The 15,542-nt window shown below is 65.1% G+C and carries 17 protein-coding genes; 10 read left to right on the forward strand and 7 right to left on the reverse strand.

Annotated elements, in window-relative coordinates; translation table 11 throughout:
* Window positions 1–37 precede the first annotated feature (37 nt).
* From M9H71_RS01405 to M9H71_RS01415, 3 genes are all read left to right on the forward strand, one after another.
* Window positions 38–553 carry an IS1096 element passenger TnpR family protein gene (locus tag M9H71_RS01405; protein WP_455403334.1) on the forward strand — a complete coding sequence of 172 codons (516 nt, stop codon included), beginning with the start codon at window positions 38–40 and terminating at the stop codon, window positions 551–553.
* A gap of 230 nt (window positions 554–783) precedes the next feature.
* Window positions 784–1,068: a hypothetical protein gene (locus M9H71_RS01410; protein WP_455403335.1), complete on the forward strand. Its 285-nt coding sequence runs from the start codon at window positions 784–786 to the stop codon at window positions 1,066–1,068.
* A 157-nt stretch (window positions 1,069–1,225) separates the two neighbouring features.
* Window positions 1,226–1,414 carry a hypothetical protein gene (locus M9H71_RS01415; RefSeq protein WP_455403336.1) on the forward strand — a complete coding sequence of 63 codons (189 nt, stop codon included), beginning with the start codon at window positions 1,226–1,228 and terminating at the stop codon, window positions 1,412–1,414.
* Window positions 1,415–1,431: 17 nt separating this feature from the next.
* On the opposite strand, the gene M9H71_RS01420 is transcribed toward M9H71_RS01415, so the two are convergent.
* A complete protein-coding gene (locus tag M9H71_RS01420) occupies window positions 1,432–2,724 on the reverse strand; it encodes a flavin-dependent oxidoreductase (protein WP_455403337.1) in 1,293 nt (430 codons plus the stop codon).
* Window positions 2,725–3,008: 284 nt separating this feature from the next.
* Between M9H71_RS01420 and M9H71_RS01425 the strand changes: the two genes are divergently transcribed.
* A complete protein-coding gene (locus M9H71_RS01425) occupies window positions 3,009–3,563 on the forward strand; it encodes a hypothetical protein (protein ID WP_455403338.1) in 555 nt (184 codons plus the stop codon).
* On the opposite strand, the gene M9H71_RS01430 is transcribed toward M9H71_RS01425, so the two are convergent.
* Window positions 3,556–3,984 carry a hypothetical protein gene (locus M9H71_RS01430; protein ID WP_164605849.1) on the reverse strand — a complete coding sequence of 143 codons (429 nt, stop codon included), beginning with the start codon at window positions 3,982–3,984 and terminating at the stop codon, window positions 3,556–3,558. The two genes, M9H71_RS01425 and M9H71_RS01430, sit on opposite strands and share 8 nt — an antisense overlap.
* Window positions 3,985–4,174: 190 nt before the next feature.
* Here M9H71_RS01430 and M9H71_RS01435 point away from each other — a divergent pair, with 190 nt between their 5' ends.
* The gene (locus M9H71_RS01435) at window positions 4,175–5,125 is read left to right on the forward strand and encodes a YiiG family protein (RefSeq protein WP_455403339.1); all 951 of its coding nucleotides are present in this window, start codon (window positions 4,175–4,177) and stop codon (window positions 5,123–5,125) included.
* Window positions 5,126–5,266: 141 nt separating this feature from the next.
* Here the strand turns inward: M9H71_RS01435 and M9H71_RS01440 are convergent, their stop codons facing one another.
* Window positions 5,267–5,866, reverse strand: coding sequence for a hypothetical protein (locus tag M9H71_RS01440; RefSeq protein ID WP_455403340.1), 600 nt, complete (start codon window positions 5,864–5,866; stop codon window positions 5,267–5,269).
* Window positions 5,867–6,232: 366 nt separating this feature from the next.
* On the opposite strand from M9H71_RS01440, the gene M9H71_RS01445 reads away from it, so the two are divergent.
* The 3 genes from M9H71_RS01445 to M9H71_RS01455 all read left to right on the forward strand — a co-directional run bounded on the left by M9H71_RS01445 (window position 6,233) and on the right by M9H71_RS01455 (window position 8,860).
* The gene (locus M9H71_RS01445) at window positions 6,233–7,324 is read left to right on the forward strand and encodes a hypothetical protein (RefSeq protein WP_455403341.1); all 1,092 of its coding nucleotides are present in this window, start codon (window positions 6,233–6,235) and stop codon (window positions 7,322–7,324) included.
* A 100-nt stretch (window positions 7,325–7,424) separates the two neighbouring features.
* The gene (locus M9H71_RS01450) at window positions 7,425–8,075 is read left to right on the forward strand and encodes a collagen-like protein (RefSeq protein WP_455403342.1); all 651 of its coding nucleotides are present in this window, start codon (window positions 7,425–7,427) and stop codon (window positions 8,073–8,075) included.
* Window positions 8,076–8,230: 155 nt separating this feature from the next.
* Window positions 8,231–8,860, forward strand: coding sequence for an SOUL family heme-binding protein (locus M9H71_RS01455; RefSeq protein WP_455403343.1), 630 nt, complete (start codon window positions 8,231–8,233; stop codon window positions 8,858–8,860).
* A gap of 17 nt (window positions 8,861–8,877) precedes the next feature.
* Here the strand turns inward: M9H71_RS01455 and M9H71_RS01460 are convergent, their stop codons facing one another.
* Both M9H71_RS01460 and M9H71_RS01465 read right to left on the reverse strand, forming a co-directional pair.
* Entirely contained in the window at window positions 8,878–10,083 is a 1,206-nt protein-coding gene (locus M9H71_RS01460; RefSeq protein WP_455403344.1) for a DUF1501 domain-containing protein, read from the reverse strand.
* A complete protein-coding gene (locus M9H71_RS01465) occupies window positions 10,070–11,644 on the reverse strand; it encodes a DUF1800 domain-containing protein (protein ID WP_455403345.1) in 1,575 nt (524 codons plus the stop codon). The genes M9H71_RS01460 and M9H71_RS01465 overlap by 14 nt, the downstream gene beginning before the upstream one ends.
* Before the next feature lie 361 nt (window positions 11,645–12,005).
* Here M9H71_RS01465 and M9H71_RS01470 point away from each other — a divergent pair, with 361 nt between their 5' ends.
* Entirely contained in the window at window positions 12,006–13,709 is a 1,704-nt protein-coding gene (locus M9H71_RS01470; RefSeq protein WP_455403346.1) for a methyl-accepting chemotaxis protein, read from the forward strand.
* Window positions 13,710–13,850: 141 nt separating this feature from the next.
* Complete coding sequence (locus M9H71_RS01475; protein ID WP_164605840.1) at window positions 13,851–14,393, forward strand: hypothetical protein; 543 nt, start codon at window positions 13,851–13,853, stop codon at window positions 14,391–14,393.
* A gap of 54 nt (window positions 14,394–14,447) precedes the next feature.
* Here M9H71_RS01475 and bfr read toward each other — a convergent pair whose 3' ends face one another.
* Together bfr and M9H71_RS01485 are read right to left on the reverse strand one after the other, a co-directional pair.
* The gene (gene bfr / locus M9H71_RS01480; RefSeq protein WP_164605839.1) at window positions 14,448–14,927 is read right to left on the reverse strand and encodes a bacterioferritin; all 480 of its coding nucleotides are present in this window, start codon (window positions 14,925–14,927) and stop codon (window positions 14,448–14,450) included.
* Window positions 14,928–15,073: 146 nt separating this feature from the next.
* Window positions 15,074–15,274 carry a (2Fe-2S)-binding protein gene (locus M9H71_RS01485; protein WP_230757582.1) on the reverse strand — a complete coding sequence of 67 codons (201 nt, stop codon included), beginning with the start codon at window positions 15,272–15,274 and terminating at the stop codon, window positions 15,074–15,076.
* Window positions 15,275–15,542: the final 268 nt, after the last annotated feature.

Below are 15,542 nucleotides of genomic sequence, written 5' to 3' on the forward strand. Positions count from 1 at the left end.
TTCGATTCGATCCGACTTGCTGCTCGTGGGGACCGCGATGAAAACGGACGACACCCTGATCCTGCATGTCACGCCGCCGGGCAACACCAAGGTGTACCGCGACATCGAGATCGGCGCGGCGTCATCGCTTTACGTCCTCGCCAGGGCGATCGTCTCCGCGTTCGATTTCGATTTCGATCACGCGTTCGGATTCTACACCGGCCTCACCGACCGGCAATTGCTGAACAAGCATCCGATGTACGAATTGTTCGTCGATATGGGCGAGGCCGACGAAAAGCGTGCGCTCTCGGTCAAGAAGACCAAGGTCGCCGACGCGTTTCCGACGCTCGGGCACACCATGACGTTCCTGTTCGACTACGGCGACGAATGGCTGTTCCGCGTCAAACTGATCGAAACCAGCACCAAGGTCGCCAAGGTCAGGTATCCGCGGGTCGTGGCGAGACAGGGCGAAGCGCCTGTGCAGTATCCGGACCCCGACGATGAAGACGAGGAGGACGGACCGACGTACATGGTCAATCTGCTGACCGGCGAAAAGATCTGGTTGAAGAAGTAGCCATCCGTCGCCCGGATGGAGCGCAAATCGGACGCTGCGGCGCCGCGAGATCGTGACGACGTGTCATCGTACCAGCATGTGTATCAAACAGTGCACAACTGATCACGCCCGACACCCACCGCAGGCGCGATTTCGGCGCGCACTCAGCTTCAGATTGTGCCCGATCAATGCTGCGCGCGAGCGGGCGCCTAAGCTCGGCGACGAACTAACAACCTGGAGGAACGTTGGTCATGTCCGCATCCGACGTACAGACCTTGCATGGTTTTCTGTTCGCCAAGCTCGCCGCGATCGGCTCGAAGAGCGAAACGCCGATCTACTATCTGCAACAGTTCGACGACAGCGAGCAGCGCATCGCGATCGACGCCCGCCCGTTCAACGACGAGCCGAAACTGCGGCCCTATCTCGCCACCAAGGTCACGGTGACCGGCACGCAGGGGCCGGAGTACTTCCACGTCGCCTCGATCAGCCGCTGTTCGCCGGAGACGCACGGCTGCGTCATCAATTGGGGAGGCTGAGCCCTGCGCCGCAGGTGGCGCACGGGCACTGCTCGCCTCGGCGCGGCCGACCGGCACCGAGCGCGCGTTAACGCTTGGTTAACGATAACAAGATGCTGACGCGAAACAAACAATTGGTGGAGTGATTAGTATCGCATCAAACCGATGGAGAGATGCGATGAGCGAAGCGACCCTGATACTTCCGAACATGCGCGGCGGCTGCGCCACCGCCAATGGCAAGGTGCACACGCTGTTTCGGATCAACAGCCGCGTCCGGCGCAAGATGGCGCAGCCGGCCGCAATGACCTCATCACCAGCAGCGGCGAATGATGATCACACACCGGACGATCGCGCGCGCGAAGGCTGAGCCCGTCGCGCCGCAGCTCACGCCGCCGCCGGCTCCTTCACCCGCGCGCCGGGCTGAATCGTGGGCGGCGCGGCGTTGAGGTGATCGATCGCGAAACCGGCGGCGGCCTTGTAGCCGGCCATGAAGGCGGCGCGCTCGGCCGGCGGGATCACGTCGTCAATGTTGTCGAACGTGCCGCCGCAGCGTTCGTCGACCAGGTTGAGCAGACCGAACGGACCGGCGCCGCGATTGCGCAGGATCAGCTGCGAGATCGGCCCGCACAGCTTGGCGTCGAACGCCGCCAGCGCCGCTTCGGTGGCGCCATGCGCGACCATCGCGGCGCCGAGTTCGCGCGCGTCGACGATCGCCTGGGTGCCGCCGTTCGAACCGGTCGGATACATCGCATGCGCCGCGTCGCCGATCAGCACCACCGGGCCGTCTCGCCAAGTCGCGACCGGATCGCGGTCGATCATCGGATTCTCGTAAGCGGAGTCGGCTTCGCGGATCATCGCCGGCACGTCGAGCCAGTCCCACACCCAGCCGTCGAAATGATGCGCGAACTCGGACGTCGGCACCTGCCTGAACCAGCCCTGCTGCTTCCAGCCGTCGGCATTGTCGAGCGTGACTTCGGCGATCCAGTTCAGCATCGACAGCCCGGTCGCGGGATCCGGATGCGAGATCGGATAGATCACCACGCGGTGGCGATGGGTCCCAAGGCCGATGAACGAGGCGCCGCTACGTGTCGGCTTGCCCCAGGTGGTGCCGCGCCACATCACCGCGCCGCCCCAATGAATCGGCGGCTGGTTCGGATGCATCTGCGCCCGCACCGCGGAGTGAATGCCGTCGGCGCCGATCAGCAGCGCACCGCTCACCTCCGAGCTGCCGCCATCGGCATGCTCCAGCGTCGCGGTGACGCCGTCTGCGGTCTTGCGATAGGAAGTCACGCGGCGACCGAGCTGCACCGCATCGGCGCCGAGCCGTTCGATCACCTTGTCGTTCAGCAGCATGTGGAAGCGGCCGCGATGCACCGCATATTGCGGCCAGCGATAGCCAGCGGCCTTGCCCCGCGGCTCCGCATAGATGTCGTTGCCGTTGAGCCCGACCAGCGCCCATTCCTTCGCCGGCAGGCCGACGCGATCGAGGTCGGCTTCGGTGATGCCGAGGTCGAGCAGTTCGCGCACCGCGTTGGGCTGCAGATTGATGCCGACGCCGAGCGGCCGCATCTCGCGCGCCGCCTCATAGACGACGCAGGGCACGCCGATCTGATGCAGCGTCAACGCCGCTGCAAGCCCGCCAATGCCGCCGCCGGCGATGATCACCCTGTCGCTCATGAACGCGTCCTGCCCTGCTCGTGATTGCGGCTTGCTGTAACCAGCTACAGCCGGCGAGGCAAGCAAGGGCGGCCGACAGGCGCGGCGCCGCCGGTATTCGGCTTTCGTTCCCGAAATGGCGCTTGACGGGCACGAACATATCGGGAACATTCTGCAATCAGGAATTGCGAAACGATCGGAGTGGTTGCAGCGGGAGGCGTCGATGCGGTGTCGTTCTCGGTCGTTCAGCGCAGCTTCGGCGCAGCAGATCGCCGCGCCGTTCGCTCAGGAGAGGCTCGATTGCCGTGAGTAGTCTGGAGCTCGACACGGCCACCGTCCCGGCCACGCTGCGCGTCACACCGGAAGCCGATCAGGTCACCGGCCGCTGTGATTGCTGCGGCCAGATCAGCCGCCGTGTCTCGGGCACCATCTCGACGTCGGATGCCGCGGTTGCGGCCTATCAGGTGTGGTGGACGGTCGGCCACGTCGGCGAACACGGCGCGGAGTTCGACCTGATCTGCGGGCGCTGGGGCGACGGCACCAGCGCGTCCGACCGCTTCGTGATGCGCCTGCATCATTTCATCGCCGCGACCGGCCCGGCCGTGATGGTGCAGGACGCCAGCCTCGCGGACGGCCTCGACCGGCTCGCAGCGCGCGCATTGCGGCGCGACGACATCATCGGCACGCCGCGCGCTGCGGAGGTGTTCGCGTTGTATGACGCGATCGCGCTGCAGGACGCGCGGCTCGCCGAGCTGTTCGGCGCGCCGGTTCCGTGCGGGCATTGCGGCCCGCGCGCCGGGCGCCGCAAGCTTCCGTCGCGGCGCAGTCGTTCGGGCGCGCGCCGTGGCCGGACTATTTGAACCCGATCGCCAGGCCCGACAGATCGAGGTCGGCAATCAGGCCGACCTGCGAGCCGGACAGTTCGAGCACCGCGCCCTTCTCGTTGCGCAGCACGATGGCGCGTGCGCCGACGCCGATCGCAGCCCCCGCGCCGACCGCGCCGTAGACGCCGGCGACATCGCGCGGCGAGCGGATGTTGCTGACCCGGCCGGCGAGCTGCGCCTTCGAGCCGCCGAATACCAGACCGTAGGACAGGCCGCCGATCGACAGCGGATAGCGCCGGCCGTGGAAGTTCAACGTGCCCGAGCCGCCGGAACCGCCGATCACCCAGCCGCCTTTGTAGATCGTCAGCGTGATCCGTCCCTCATCCGCCTGGGCCGACGCGCCCAGTGCAAAGACGCCGATCAGCACGGCAACCACGGTCCCCAGCAATCCACGCATCCCGCTCTCCTTTATCGCCCGCCCCTTACGGGCTTTGTCATTCCGGTCTAGCACTGCCATCGCGATTCGGCGCCACGATGTTGAAACCACCAGCGGCGACACCGGAACTGCAGCTCGTGCTGAACCGGCGCATCGCTCGCGGCGACAACGAACCGCGACGCTGCACCGATACAATAAAAAGGAGAATCGAATGGATGCCACCCGCCGATCCGCTGTCCGACTGCTCGTCGGCAGTCTGATGTGTCTTGTCGTCGTGGCACCCGCGCTCGCCGCCGAAACCCCGAACGCGTCCGACGCGCTCACCGAAAAGCTCAATGCCTATATCGGCTGCCTCAATCGGCTGTCGGCGCGCGCGTTCGATTCCCGCTCGCGCTACTTCTCCTGGGCCGCCAAGACAGGCCCGACCGGCAAGGAACGGATCGTCTACGGCACCTACACGATCTACGACACCAAGAACTGCCGTGCCGCCGTCGAGAAGGCCAACGCGATCGAGCCGCACGAACCCGAGCTCGAAGCCGCCGCTTCGGCCTATGCGGACGCGGTCGGCAAGCTCGAGCCGCTGCTGAAGGAAACCGACGACTATTACACGCAGGAGAACTACAAGGACGAAAAGATGGCAAAGGGCAAAGCCCTGCATCCCCGTCTGGTCGCCGCCTGGGATGCGTTCGCGGACGCCGACCGCAAGTTGCGCGGCGGCGTCGAGGTCATCAAGGACCGTCAGTCCGCCGAAAAACTGGCGGCGATCGAACGCAGCGAAGGCCGCAAGGCGCGCTACCAGATCGAAGCCACCATGATCGACGCCAAGCGTGTGATCCGCGCGGCCGAGGCCGACAAGCCAGATCTGGCGGCGCTGACAGCAGCCATCGACACCTATGGCAAGACCGTCGCGGCGAACGAGGCGTTCACCGAGGGCGAGCGAAATGCCAAGATCGGCTCGATGTTCATGTCGAACGCCAAGTCGTTTCTCGTCACCGCCAAGCAACTGATGCGCCGCCAGCGCGACAAGACGCCGTATTCGAGCGGCGAGAAGATGATGCTGAGCAACGCCGGCTCGGGATGGATGGTGGAAGGCTCGCCGCCGCGCCTGCTGCGCGACTACAATCAGCTGGTCGATGCCTACAATCGTGGGGCAAGCTTCTGAGAGGCCGGCCTGAGCTCGGTCAGCCGATCACGTCTTCACAACGATACGGCGCGGGTCGAACACGATCGGTGAAGCCCCGCGCCGCAAGCGATCCGCATTGGTGCGACGGATGCGACCCTGCCGCATCCGTCGTCGGCCAACTCAGCGATGTCCGGCGCGGCTTCGGCCAACACCGGCGAGCGACATGTAGCAGCCGCCCTGCATTCCGAGTTGGAACCCGCCGTTTTCCGGCGTGAACAGATATTCCTGGCAACGCCCGCCTGCGATCGGAATCCGATAATCGTAGACCAGCAATCCGGTGTTCAGCGTGCGATACACCACGACGCTGGCCGCTTGCGCGTTCGGAATGCCGTACTTCGCTTTGACCTGCTGGAAGCCGGCCTGGAGGTCGTAGGTAATAGCATGGTTGGAAAACTGGGCGACGCCGACCCATGTCGGGATCACGCGCTGTCCGAGGTTTTGCAGATTGCCGTTGAAGCGGACGATCAGGTTGTTGGGCGAACCGCTCCACTGGCCGTTGATCAGATAGAAATCGTCGAACAGGTTGACGTTGGCCTGCGGCTGCTTGGCTGAACTTTGCGCCGCAAGATTCAGCACGAATTGGCTTTGAGACAGCGGCTCGAGATCGGCTGTTCTGAAGAAGATCGTGAGAGCCGGATACGGGAGGGATAGCTGTGCACGGGCCGGCGACGCCGCCGCCAGCAGAATTGCGAGAACGCCGAATACCAGAGCTTTACGCATGGTCATTCTCCATGTGCGGTTGCAAATGCACGGCAACGGACCATAGTTGAGAAATTCTACTACGCAACCCACGCGAGAATACTAGTCGATGATGGACGCGGCCCGCTCGAGCTCTCACCGGGCCGCTTGGCCGGAACGACCAACCCCGACAGCGTTGCCGGACTCGACTGGCGATCGGCCGTTGCCGCTGCGGCGGGACCACGCCGCGCGACCGCATCGTCCTTGATGCAACTCAAACGCAGCCTCGAAACGCGACCATCGTCGAGGGCTGTTCGATGGGTAAAACCCTGCCATTTTACGGGGGCCCGCTTTCAGCGCGGCGCAATTGGCGGTAGGTTGACCAGGATTATTTCCGAGGATTCAGCGGTGCTGCGCAAAGCCTTTATGAGAGTGTTTTCGGCCCATCCGGTCGAGACCATCGCCGCCTGCACTGGTCTGTTCATGATCGTGCTCGGTTTTGCGCTCGGCACGCAGTCGGGCTGGATCTGGTTCTGGGGTCAGGTGTCGGCGATTTGCGGCGCCAGCCTCGCCACGCTCGCGGTGGTGTGGACGCTGCGCCAGCGCGCCGCCGAAGCCCGCATGGCCGCCAACCTCAACGTGCTGGCGCGCCAGCTCGAGACCTCGATCAGCCAGATCCACAAATCGGTGAAGGGCGGTCGCGACGAGTCGATTCCCACCGCCGTGTACTTGGCGCAGATCGAGCAGTGCATCGACAATCTGATCGGCGTCACCCACGAGATCGGCGAGATCACCGGCCGGCAACTGCCGTTCGACGTGATCGAGATGCTGACCGCGCGCGACACCTTGCAGATCGAAGCGCGGATCACCGACGGCCGCACGCCCGAGCGCAAGCTGGTGACCGAGACCGAGAACTGTCCGGCCTGCAAGAAGCAGGTCGAATTCCAGGTCGGCAGCCTGCCCGGCGACAGCGCCAAACCGACCTGCCCGCATTGCGGCCAGCGCTTTCACGCCCACCGCTCGACCAGCGGCAACATCTTCTTGCGGATGCCGGGCGCCTCGCAATTCACCCGCGCGGTCTCGGTCAACTGCCCGGTCTGCGCCAGCAAGATCCCGGCGAACATCGACCAGGGCAAGCAGCATTCGGAGACGCGCTACTGCTTCTCCTGCGGCGCCAAGGTGTCGATCGATCCGCTCGGCCAGCAATGCACGCTGCTCAGCAAGCAGGACCGCCTGCCCGGCCATCTCAACGGCGCCGGCACGCTGGTCTGCGACAAGTGCAACGACCCGGTGATCACGCTGACGTCGAACAGCGCCGGCACCTACGGCATCTGCCGCAAGGACGACGGCCTGGTGTTCTCCGCCGCCGCCGGCACGCCGCCGCAGCAGCCCACGCGCCCTGCCGCCTCGCCGGCAACCTCATCGCCGCAACCTGCACCGCCGCAAACCACCAAGCCGGCGCAGAGCGAGCAGGTTGCACGCAGCGACGCCGCCGAATAGAGCCGCAGTGGCTGCCTGCAACCCGCGCAGCGCGCGGAATTGAAGCCGTCACGCAAGCTCTGGTAAAGTCACGCCATCAGGAATCGTTTGGGGGCGTTGCGTGGCTGAAGCTGAAACCACCCGTCGCGGACTTCCGGGACCGCAAGGTCCGCGTGGACGTCCCGGCGAACCGGGCCGACCGGGACCGCAGGGACATCCGGGACGCCCAGGCCCCGAAGGCCCGCGCGGCAAGCCCGGTCCGGTCGGCAAGGCCGGTCCGCAAGGCAAGGCGGGTCCGCAAGGCAAGCCCGGCGTTGCCGGCAAGGCTGGACCAGCCGGCAAACCCGGACCGGATGGCAAACCCGGCCCCGACGGCAAGCTTGGTCCGATCGGCCCGCAAGGACCGCGCGGCGAGCAAGGCGCTCGCGGCGAACAAGGTCTTCGTGGTGAGCAAGGGCCGCGCGGCGAACAGGGTCCGCGGGGCGAGCCCGGCCCGCCCGGTGCGCTGCCCTCGATCGAGCAGGTGATGCCCTGGCTGCATCTAATCTTCGACGCCTACGAAGACTACAAGGCGCAGCGGGCCCGCGAGGCGCGCGAGCTTGAAGAGCGGATCGCCGCCGAAGCGCTCGAACAGGCGGCCCGCGAAGCCGCCGAACGCGAAGTCGCTGCCGCGATCGAGGCCGCCAATGCAGAGATCAAGGCCGAGATCGCTGACGACGACGCTAACAGCGACGGCGGCAAGAAAAAGAAGAAGCGCAAGCACAAGGACTGATCGCGCGGCGCGGCCGGTGTCTCAATGCCACCTGCCGCGTCATGATACGAAGCCGATCCGCTCCTGCCAATCCGCTCTTGCCGACCCGCCCTTGCCGATCGCCGTGCAATGATTAGCTGACGTCGAACAGCGCATCGCACGGCGGAGACGGCCGCATGGCCTCGACGATCTGGTACTACACGGTTCTGGCCGTCGAATCCGTTCTGGGGATCGTCGGTCTGCGGCTGTACGAAGAGCCCGCCTATACGGTGCTCGACCGACCGGCCGAAGCGATCGAAATCCGCCGCTACGCGCCGCGTGTCGCCGCAGAAGTCGATCTCGAACGCAACGGCCATGCAGACAGCCAAGCGTTCACCTTGCTGTTCAACTACATCGCCGGTGCTAATCGTGGCGCTTCGGGCGCGTCCGAGCGGGTCGCCATGACCGTGCCGGTCGATGTCGCGCGGCCAGCGAAGATCGCGATGACCGCGCCGGTCGAAACCGCGACAGAGGGACGAATGACGCGGATGCGGTTCTTCCTGCCGGCGACGTACACGGCCGAAACCGCGCCGAAGCCGGACGACGATCGGGTGCAGATCGTCACCGTGCCGGAACAGACGATCGCGACGCTGCGTTTCTCCGGCACCGGGCGCGATTTGCGCGAGCGCGAACAGCAACTGATCGCCGCGCTCGCGAACACCGCATGGCAGCCGGTCGGCTCGCCCTACGGTCTGTTCTACGATGCGCCGTTCACCCTGCCCTTGGTCCGCCGCAACGAAGCGGCGGTGGAAGTCGCCAAGCGCTGATCACACAAGACCGTTGATCAGACGAGGCCGAGATCGGCTGGATGCACCCCGGCGAAGATCCGCTGCAGCGCCGCCGCATCGAGCCCGTACATCCGCTGCACCAGGCCGGCGAACAGCGCGCGATAATCGGTCAGCACCGGATAGTCGCGGTTCTGAAACAGCGCCGGCTGCGCGACCTTGATCTGTTCGCCGGCGATGCGGCCGCCGTTGAGCCCGCCGCCGAGCACCCAATACACGCTGCCATGACCGTGATCGGTGCCGTGATCGCCGTTCTCGCGAAACGTCCGGCCGAACTCGGAGATCACCACCACCACGCTGTCGCGCCAGGCTACGGGTCCGATCTCCTCGCGGAAGCCGGCCAGCGCCCGGCCCAGCTCGCCGAGCCGGTCGGCGAGATAGCCGGTCGCCGCGCCCTGATTGACGTGGGTGTCCCAGCCGCCGACATCGACGAAACCGAGGTTGAACTGTTCGCGCATCAGCCGGCCGATCCGGCGCGCCGACAACTCGAAGCCGCGCGGCGACACCGCACCGCGATTGGCAGCGGTCATCTCGTCGGCGATCGACTTCACCACTTCGTCGCGCACGCGAAAGCCTTCGGTCACTGCCGAGGCCAGCTTGGTCTTGGCGTACATCTGCTTGATCAACTCGGCCTGGCGGTCGTCGACGCCGGGCTTGCCGACATTGCCGAGCGCGATGTTCGGAATCTCGGCTTGTCCGCGAAAGATCAGCGGCAACTGTTCGGTAAAGGCAATCGGCTTCACCCGCGTGAGTTCGGCGGCGAGCCGGCTCATGAAGCCGGAGCGATAATCACGCCGGCCGGCGGTCGACTGCCCGAGCTCGATCGTGTCCTGGGTTTCGAAGTGACTACGGGTGGTGTCATCGCTGGTGCCGGCGAACGGAACGAACGCGATCTCGCGCTTCGTCCAGAGCGGCGCGATGGTGTCGCGCAGCGACGGATGCAGCCCCCAATCGGCATCGAGCGCCACCGCAGCGTTGGGGTTGCCGGCATCAGGCCGCGCGATCGCCAAATTCGGCCGGGACTCGTAGTAGAAGCTGCTCGACACCGGCACCACCACGTTGGCGGCGTCGTAAGCGCCGCGCAGAAATACGACGAGCAGCTTGGCGTCGGTCGCGGGCGCGGCCCACACCCGGCCGGCGATCGTGGTGGTCAGCGCAGCGGGTGCGAATGCGGCGACGGCCTTCAGCAGATCACGACGGTTCATGCGGTGCCTCCGCGCGTTGACGAACCATGAATTCGGGCGAGGACAGATACAGCGTGTTCCAATCCTGCGGCGAGATCGCCTGGTCGAGCACGCCGCGCGTGGTGGAGCTCAGCGTCTGCCGCAGTCCCTCGAAATACAGCGCGTTCTGCAGCAGCGGGAACGCCGGCCGATCCTTGGCGTCCGGCTGATCCGGCTTGAACAGCCCGGCCGAGCCGGATCCGATCTGCCGAGCGATCTCGAACCGCAGCATCATCTGGCCCGGGCCGTTCCAGGCGCTCGCGACCAGCGGATAGCCGTCCGGCGTCTGGCGCTCATACAACCCCTCGCCGAGCCGGCCGAGCCAGCGCTGGATCGGCAGGGTATTGAGCACGACCTTGTCGTCGTAAGCGAGCCGCACCGCCGAATAGACGTAGCCGACCGGATCCTTGAAACGCGGCGCGGTCTTCAGCGAGGCGGCGAAATCCGGCGCCCCGATCATCGCGGCAAGTACCTGCGCGATGTCGCCGTCGGACGCAGTGAACGCCTTCGCCATCCTGTCGATCAGAGATTGCGGCGGTTCGTCGGACACGAAGTAAGTCGCGATCTTGCGCGAGATGTGCTGGGCGGTCGCCGGATTGTGCGCGATCAGGTCGAGCGCCTGATCGACCTCGGCAAGGCCGCTGCCGCGAATAGTCTGGCCGAGAAAGACCTTGTCGGAATAGTCGTGGCGCGCCGGATTGAACTCGAACGCGCCGTCGCGCACGAGCTGCTCGGCGAGCGCCGGTTTCAGCTTGGGGTCTTCAGGCCGATAGTCGATGCCGACGCCCGTGAGGATTTTCGCCAGCGCCTCGACGTCGGCCTGGGTATAGCCGCTGCCGACACCCATGGTGTGCAGCTCCATGATCTCGCGGGCGTAGTTCTCGTTGAGATGGCCGTTGGCGTTGCCGGCATTGTCGAGATAGCGCAGCATCGCCGGGTGCCGCAGCGTCGCGCGCAGAAGATCGCCGAATTTGCCGAGAGCGTGCGCGCGGATCGCGCGATCTTCATAATCGCCGACCAGCAGGCGAAGCTCGGCCTTGCTCTGGTGGACGTTGAAATGGTTCAGCCAGAACCACGTCATCCGCTCGCGGAGCTGATCGGGCGCGTACAGCGCGCGCAGGATCGATCGGCTCGCGGCCTGCTTGGCTCGGTCGTTCAACGCTTGCTGATAGGCCTGTTTCGCGGTCTTGCGCGCCTCCGGATCGGTGAGCTGGTTGGCCTCCTTGGCCTGCTCCTGAAACGCGGTGATCGCCGCCGGCGTCAGTCCGCTCGCGTCGGACATCGCCTCGATCTGTACGGCGGCCGGCTGCGGCAGCACACCGTCCGTCCTCGGATGAAGCTGCTGATCGATCCAACGCGCAGCACCGAGTTTCTGGAATTGCACGACGGTGGAGCCGTTGACGCCCCAGGTCAGCCGATCGATCAGTGCCAGATCCTGCGGCGAAATCTCCGCGGCCTGCGCCGAGCCTCCGCCGAACACCGCGGCGGCTGCAATCGCCACGGCGGCCAGCCCGACCCCGTTCCCCAGCTTGATGGTGGTCATCCGCATCGTCCCACTGCCTAGTGACCCAGGTCGAGCGGTATCATGCGGCCTCGGTGGCTGAACCAACACTGAATGCACGATGGCGAGAGCGTGGCGCGATAACAGCGAGCATTGCAGGCAACCGGATACAAATTCGGCGTCATCCGGAATACTACGTAAGGCACTTCAGGGCGGGCTACCTGACGTATCTCGCTGATTGTAGGTAACTATTTGCCACACAAGAGCTTTTCGCACGTGGACTGTTAACCGTGGTTTCACGAGGTCGGCGTAGTCCTGCCGCGATGCGCGGACGCGCAATTCACGATTTCGCCGCGGTCTCGCCGGTGCTTCGGCCGACCGCATCAACGCGAAGGTTCTCGACATGAGATTCAATAGTATTGGAATGAAGCTCGGACTCGCGAGCTTGACCAGTATCGCCCTGTCGCTGGGGATGGCGGCCAATCAGTTGACGACAGAACGATCGATCAACGCGGTCAATGCGCGCGCCGATGCCCAGCAGATGGTCGCCGATCACGGCCTCGAAGCCAACGTCTCGCTTCGCCAGATGCAGCTCGCCGCGGCCGAGCTTCGACTCGCCTCCACGCCGGCACAGCTCGACGGCGCGATCGCCGCGCTGCGCAACGCTCGTGAGACTGTCGATCGCCAAATCGGAATCGCGGTGGCCCAGATCTCCGACGGTGCGGACAAGGAACGGCTGCGATCGATCGGAACGCTGGCTTCGCAGTACGACGGCGCAATGGTCCAGGCCGGCGAGGCGATCAGAGCGATGCAGAGCGGAGCCGCCGGCGAGACCGAGAAGGCCAAGCGCGATCAACTGATCGTCCAGGCGCAAACGACGGCGACGCAGGCGCTCGGCCTGATGCGCGAGGCGGTCGACCGCGCCGAGCAGGCGGCGAAGATCACCAAGAAGCAGGCCGCCGACGAATTGTTCAGCGCCAACCGGATCAACTTCGCCCTCGGGATGGTGGTGATGATCTCGCTGGTGATCTCGATGGTATTCACCTTCTTTGGTATCTCCCGGCCGCTGATGCGGCTGAACGGTGCCCTCGGCAAGATGGCGGGCGGCCAGCTCGACGTCGAAATCCCCGGCGCGGCGCGCGGCGACGAGATCGGCGACATCGCCAAGACCGTGGTGGTGATCCGCGAGAACGCCGATCATCGCGCCCGCGAAGAGGCCGAGCAGAAGGCGCATCAGGACGAAGTCGCGGCACGGCAGCGCAAGCAGGAGATGCAGAAGCTCGCCGACGCCTTCGAGGGGGCAGTCGGCCGCATCGTCGAAGCGGTGTCGAGCGCTTCCAGCGAACTCGAAGCCTCCGCCAGCAAGCTGGCGCACACCGCAGAGGATGCCGAGAAGCTCACTGCGGCAGTCGCCGGAGCGTCCGAAGTCGCGACCAGCAACGTCCAGTCGGTGGCGTCGGCCACCGAAGAGATGGCGTCCTCGATCCACGAGATCAGCCGCCAGGTGCAGGACTCGTCGCGGATCGCAAGTTCTGCGGTGCAGCAGGCCAACAAGACCAACGACCGCATCAATCAGCTCGCCACCGCGGCGCAGCGGATCGGCGACGTCGTCGACCTGATCAACACCATCGCCGGCCAGACCAACCTTCTGGCGCTCAACGCCACGATCGAGGCGGCGCGCGCCGGCGAGGCCGGCCGTGGCTTCGCCGTGGTCGCGGCCGAGGTTAAGGCGCTTGCCGAGCAGACCGCCAAGGCGACCGACGAAATCAGCCAGCAGATTTCCGGCATGCAGGCGGCGACCGAGGAATCGGTTTCGGCCATCAAGGAGATCGGCACCACCATCGGCCAGATGTCGGAGATCTCGTCCGCCATCGCCTCGGCGGTCGAGCAGCAGGGCTCGGCCACCCAGGAGATCTCGCGCAACGTTCAGCAGGCGGCGCAGGGTACCATGCAGGTCAGCGCCAACATCGCCGACGTCGAGCGCGGCGCGGCGGAGACCGGGATGTCGTCGTCGCAGGTGCTGGCAGCGGCGCAGTCGCTCTCCACCGACAGCGCTCAGCTCAAGACCGAGGTGGCCCGTTTCCTCAGCTCGGTGCGTGCGGCGTAATCCGCCTCACCTCTCGATCAAGAGGCGCAACGGCCCGGCTTCCCCCGAAGCCGGGCCGTTGCTTTCTACACGCCGAACGAAATCTTGCGTTGAGCACGCACAGGTTGCAGATTAATCCTGCGGCCGGGGGGGGGGGTTGTGGTGCGTGTAGCGTTGGGTGTGATTGCCGTGGCGTTGGCCGGATGCGTCAGCAACGGCACGGTGCGGTCCGGCAGTTGGCTGATCGATCAGCGTCCAGATCTGATCACCGGACAGCCGGTGGCGGGCGCGGTGACGATCGCGGCTCAGGCGTCGAACAGTACCGATCCGCTGCGCTTCTCGGTGGCGAGCCTGCAGCTCACCTGCTTCGAGAACCGGCCGATCGCCAAGATCAATTTCAACTTCCGGATCGGCAGCGACCGCAACACCAGTTTGGGCTATCGCGTCAACGACAAGCCCGGTCGCGACGCGGTCGAGTCGCGAGTGTTGTTGGGCTACCGGGTGATCGTGATCGAAGATCCAGCGGCACTCCAGCAATTCGTCACCGATTTGCGGGGCGCGAACCAGCTCGTGGTGCGGATCAGGTCGCTGAATGCGGGAACCAGTACGTCCGTCTTTAGGGTCGACGGTTCGGACCAGGCAATCGAAGAAGCCTATCGCGACTGCCCGCTGTCGCCGGCGCAAGAGCCGCGCCGCACGACGTAACGAAAGGGCCGCCCGCGGGCGGCCCTGCCGGTCAAAAGACGACCGGGCGAGCGATCAGTGATCGACCTCGCCGATGTGATGCTGCTGATACAGCTCAATGCCGATGCGGCCGACCAGATCGAGCTGAGTCTCGAGGAAGTCGATGTGGCCTTCCTCGTCCTTCATCAGCTCTTCGAACAGGTCGCGCGACACGTAGTCCTTGACGCTGTGGCAGTAGGTTGCCGCTTCCTGATACAGCGCGCGAGCGTCGAGCTCGGCCTGTAGATCGGACTCAAGAACTTCCTTCATGTTCTGGCCGATCCGCAGCGGATCGAGCACCTGCATGTTCGGGAAGCCGTCCAGAAACAGGATCCGATCGGTGAACTTGTCGGCGTGGACCATCTCCTCGATGGACTCCTTGCGCCAGATCTTGGCGAGGTCCTTCAAGCCCCAATTGTCGAGCAGCCGATAGTGCAGCCAATACTGGTTGATTGCGGTCAGCTCGCTGCGAAGACCGCGGTTGAGATATTCGATGACCTTGGCGTCGCCCTTCATGGTGGTTCCGTCACTCCTGCAATCGGCGAACCGCCGGCGCGGCCGCTTTAGAATTAGAATAATTCTAGATCACACTGCGGGTGAAATGCAATCCCGGTGACGTCTCGATCCACGGCGAAGGAATCGAATGATCAAAGACCGAACGATCAGGCGTTGGTATGCCGATGATCAGCGCCGCACAGCGCCTCGTTCATGATGTTCTTGATGGTGTGCATGCAGCGGCCGCACTTGCGGCTGCAGCCGAGGCAGCGATGCACCTCGCCCGGGTTGCGCGCGGGGCCGCCTTCGCTGTGCATGGTGGCACGGACATCGTGGTCGCTGAGGACGTTGCAAGAACAAACAATCATCGGTCTCAATCCAGCAGGTCGCAGCTTTCGAATAGTGAGTTGCAATCGCCGAAGCAAAAGGAAAACGTGCAACTTCAACCTATTCCAATCTGCAAGAGGCGGCTTGATGTTCGTCAAGCGCGGCCCTCTCCGGCTGCGATCCGCACGAATTTCGCCGCGTGCATCGCCCTCTCCGGCAACGCTCTCGCTGAAGCCAAGGGTCCAGCGCCGTGACCCATGACCGACGGCCGGCCGGACGATGGCAGCACTGCGGCGACGGTATTCATGG

The sequence above is a fragment of the Rhodopseudomonas parapalustris genome (genome assembly GCF_053772255.1).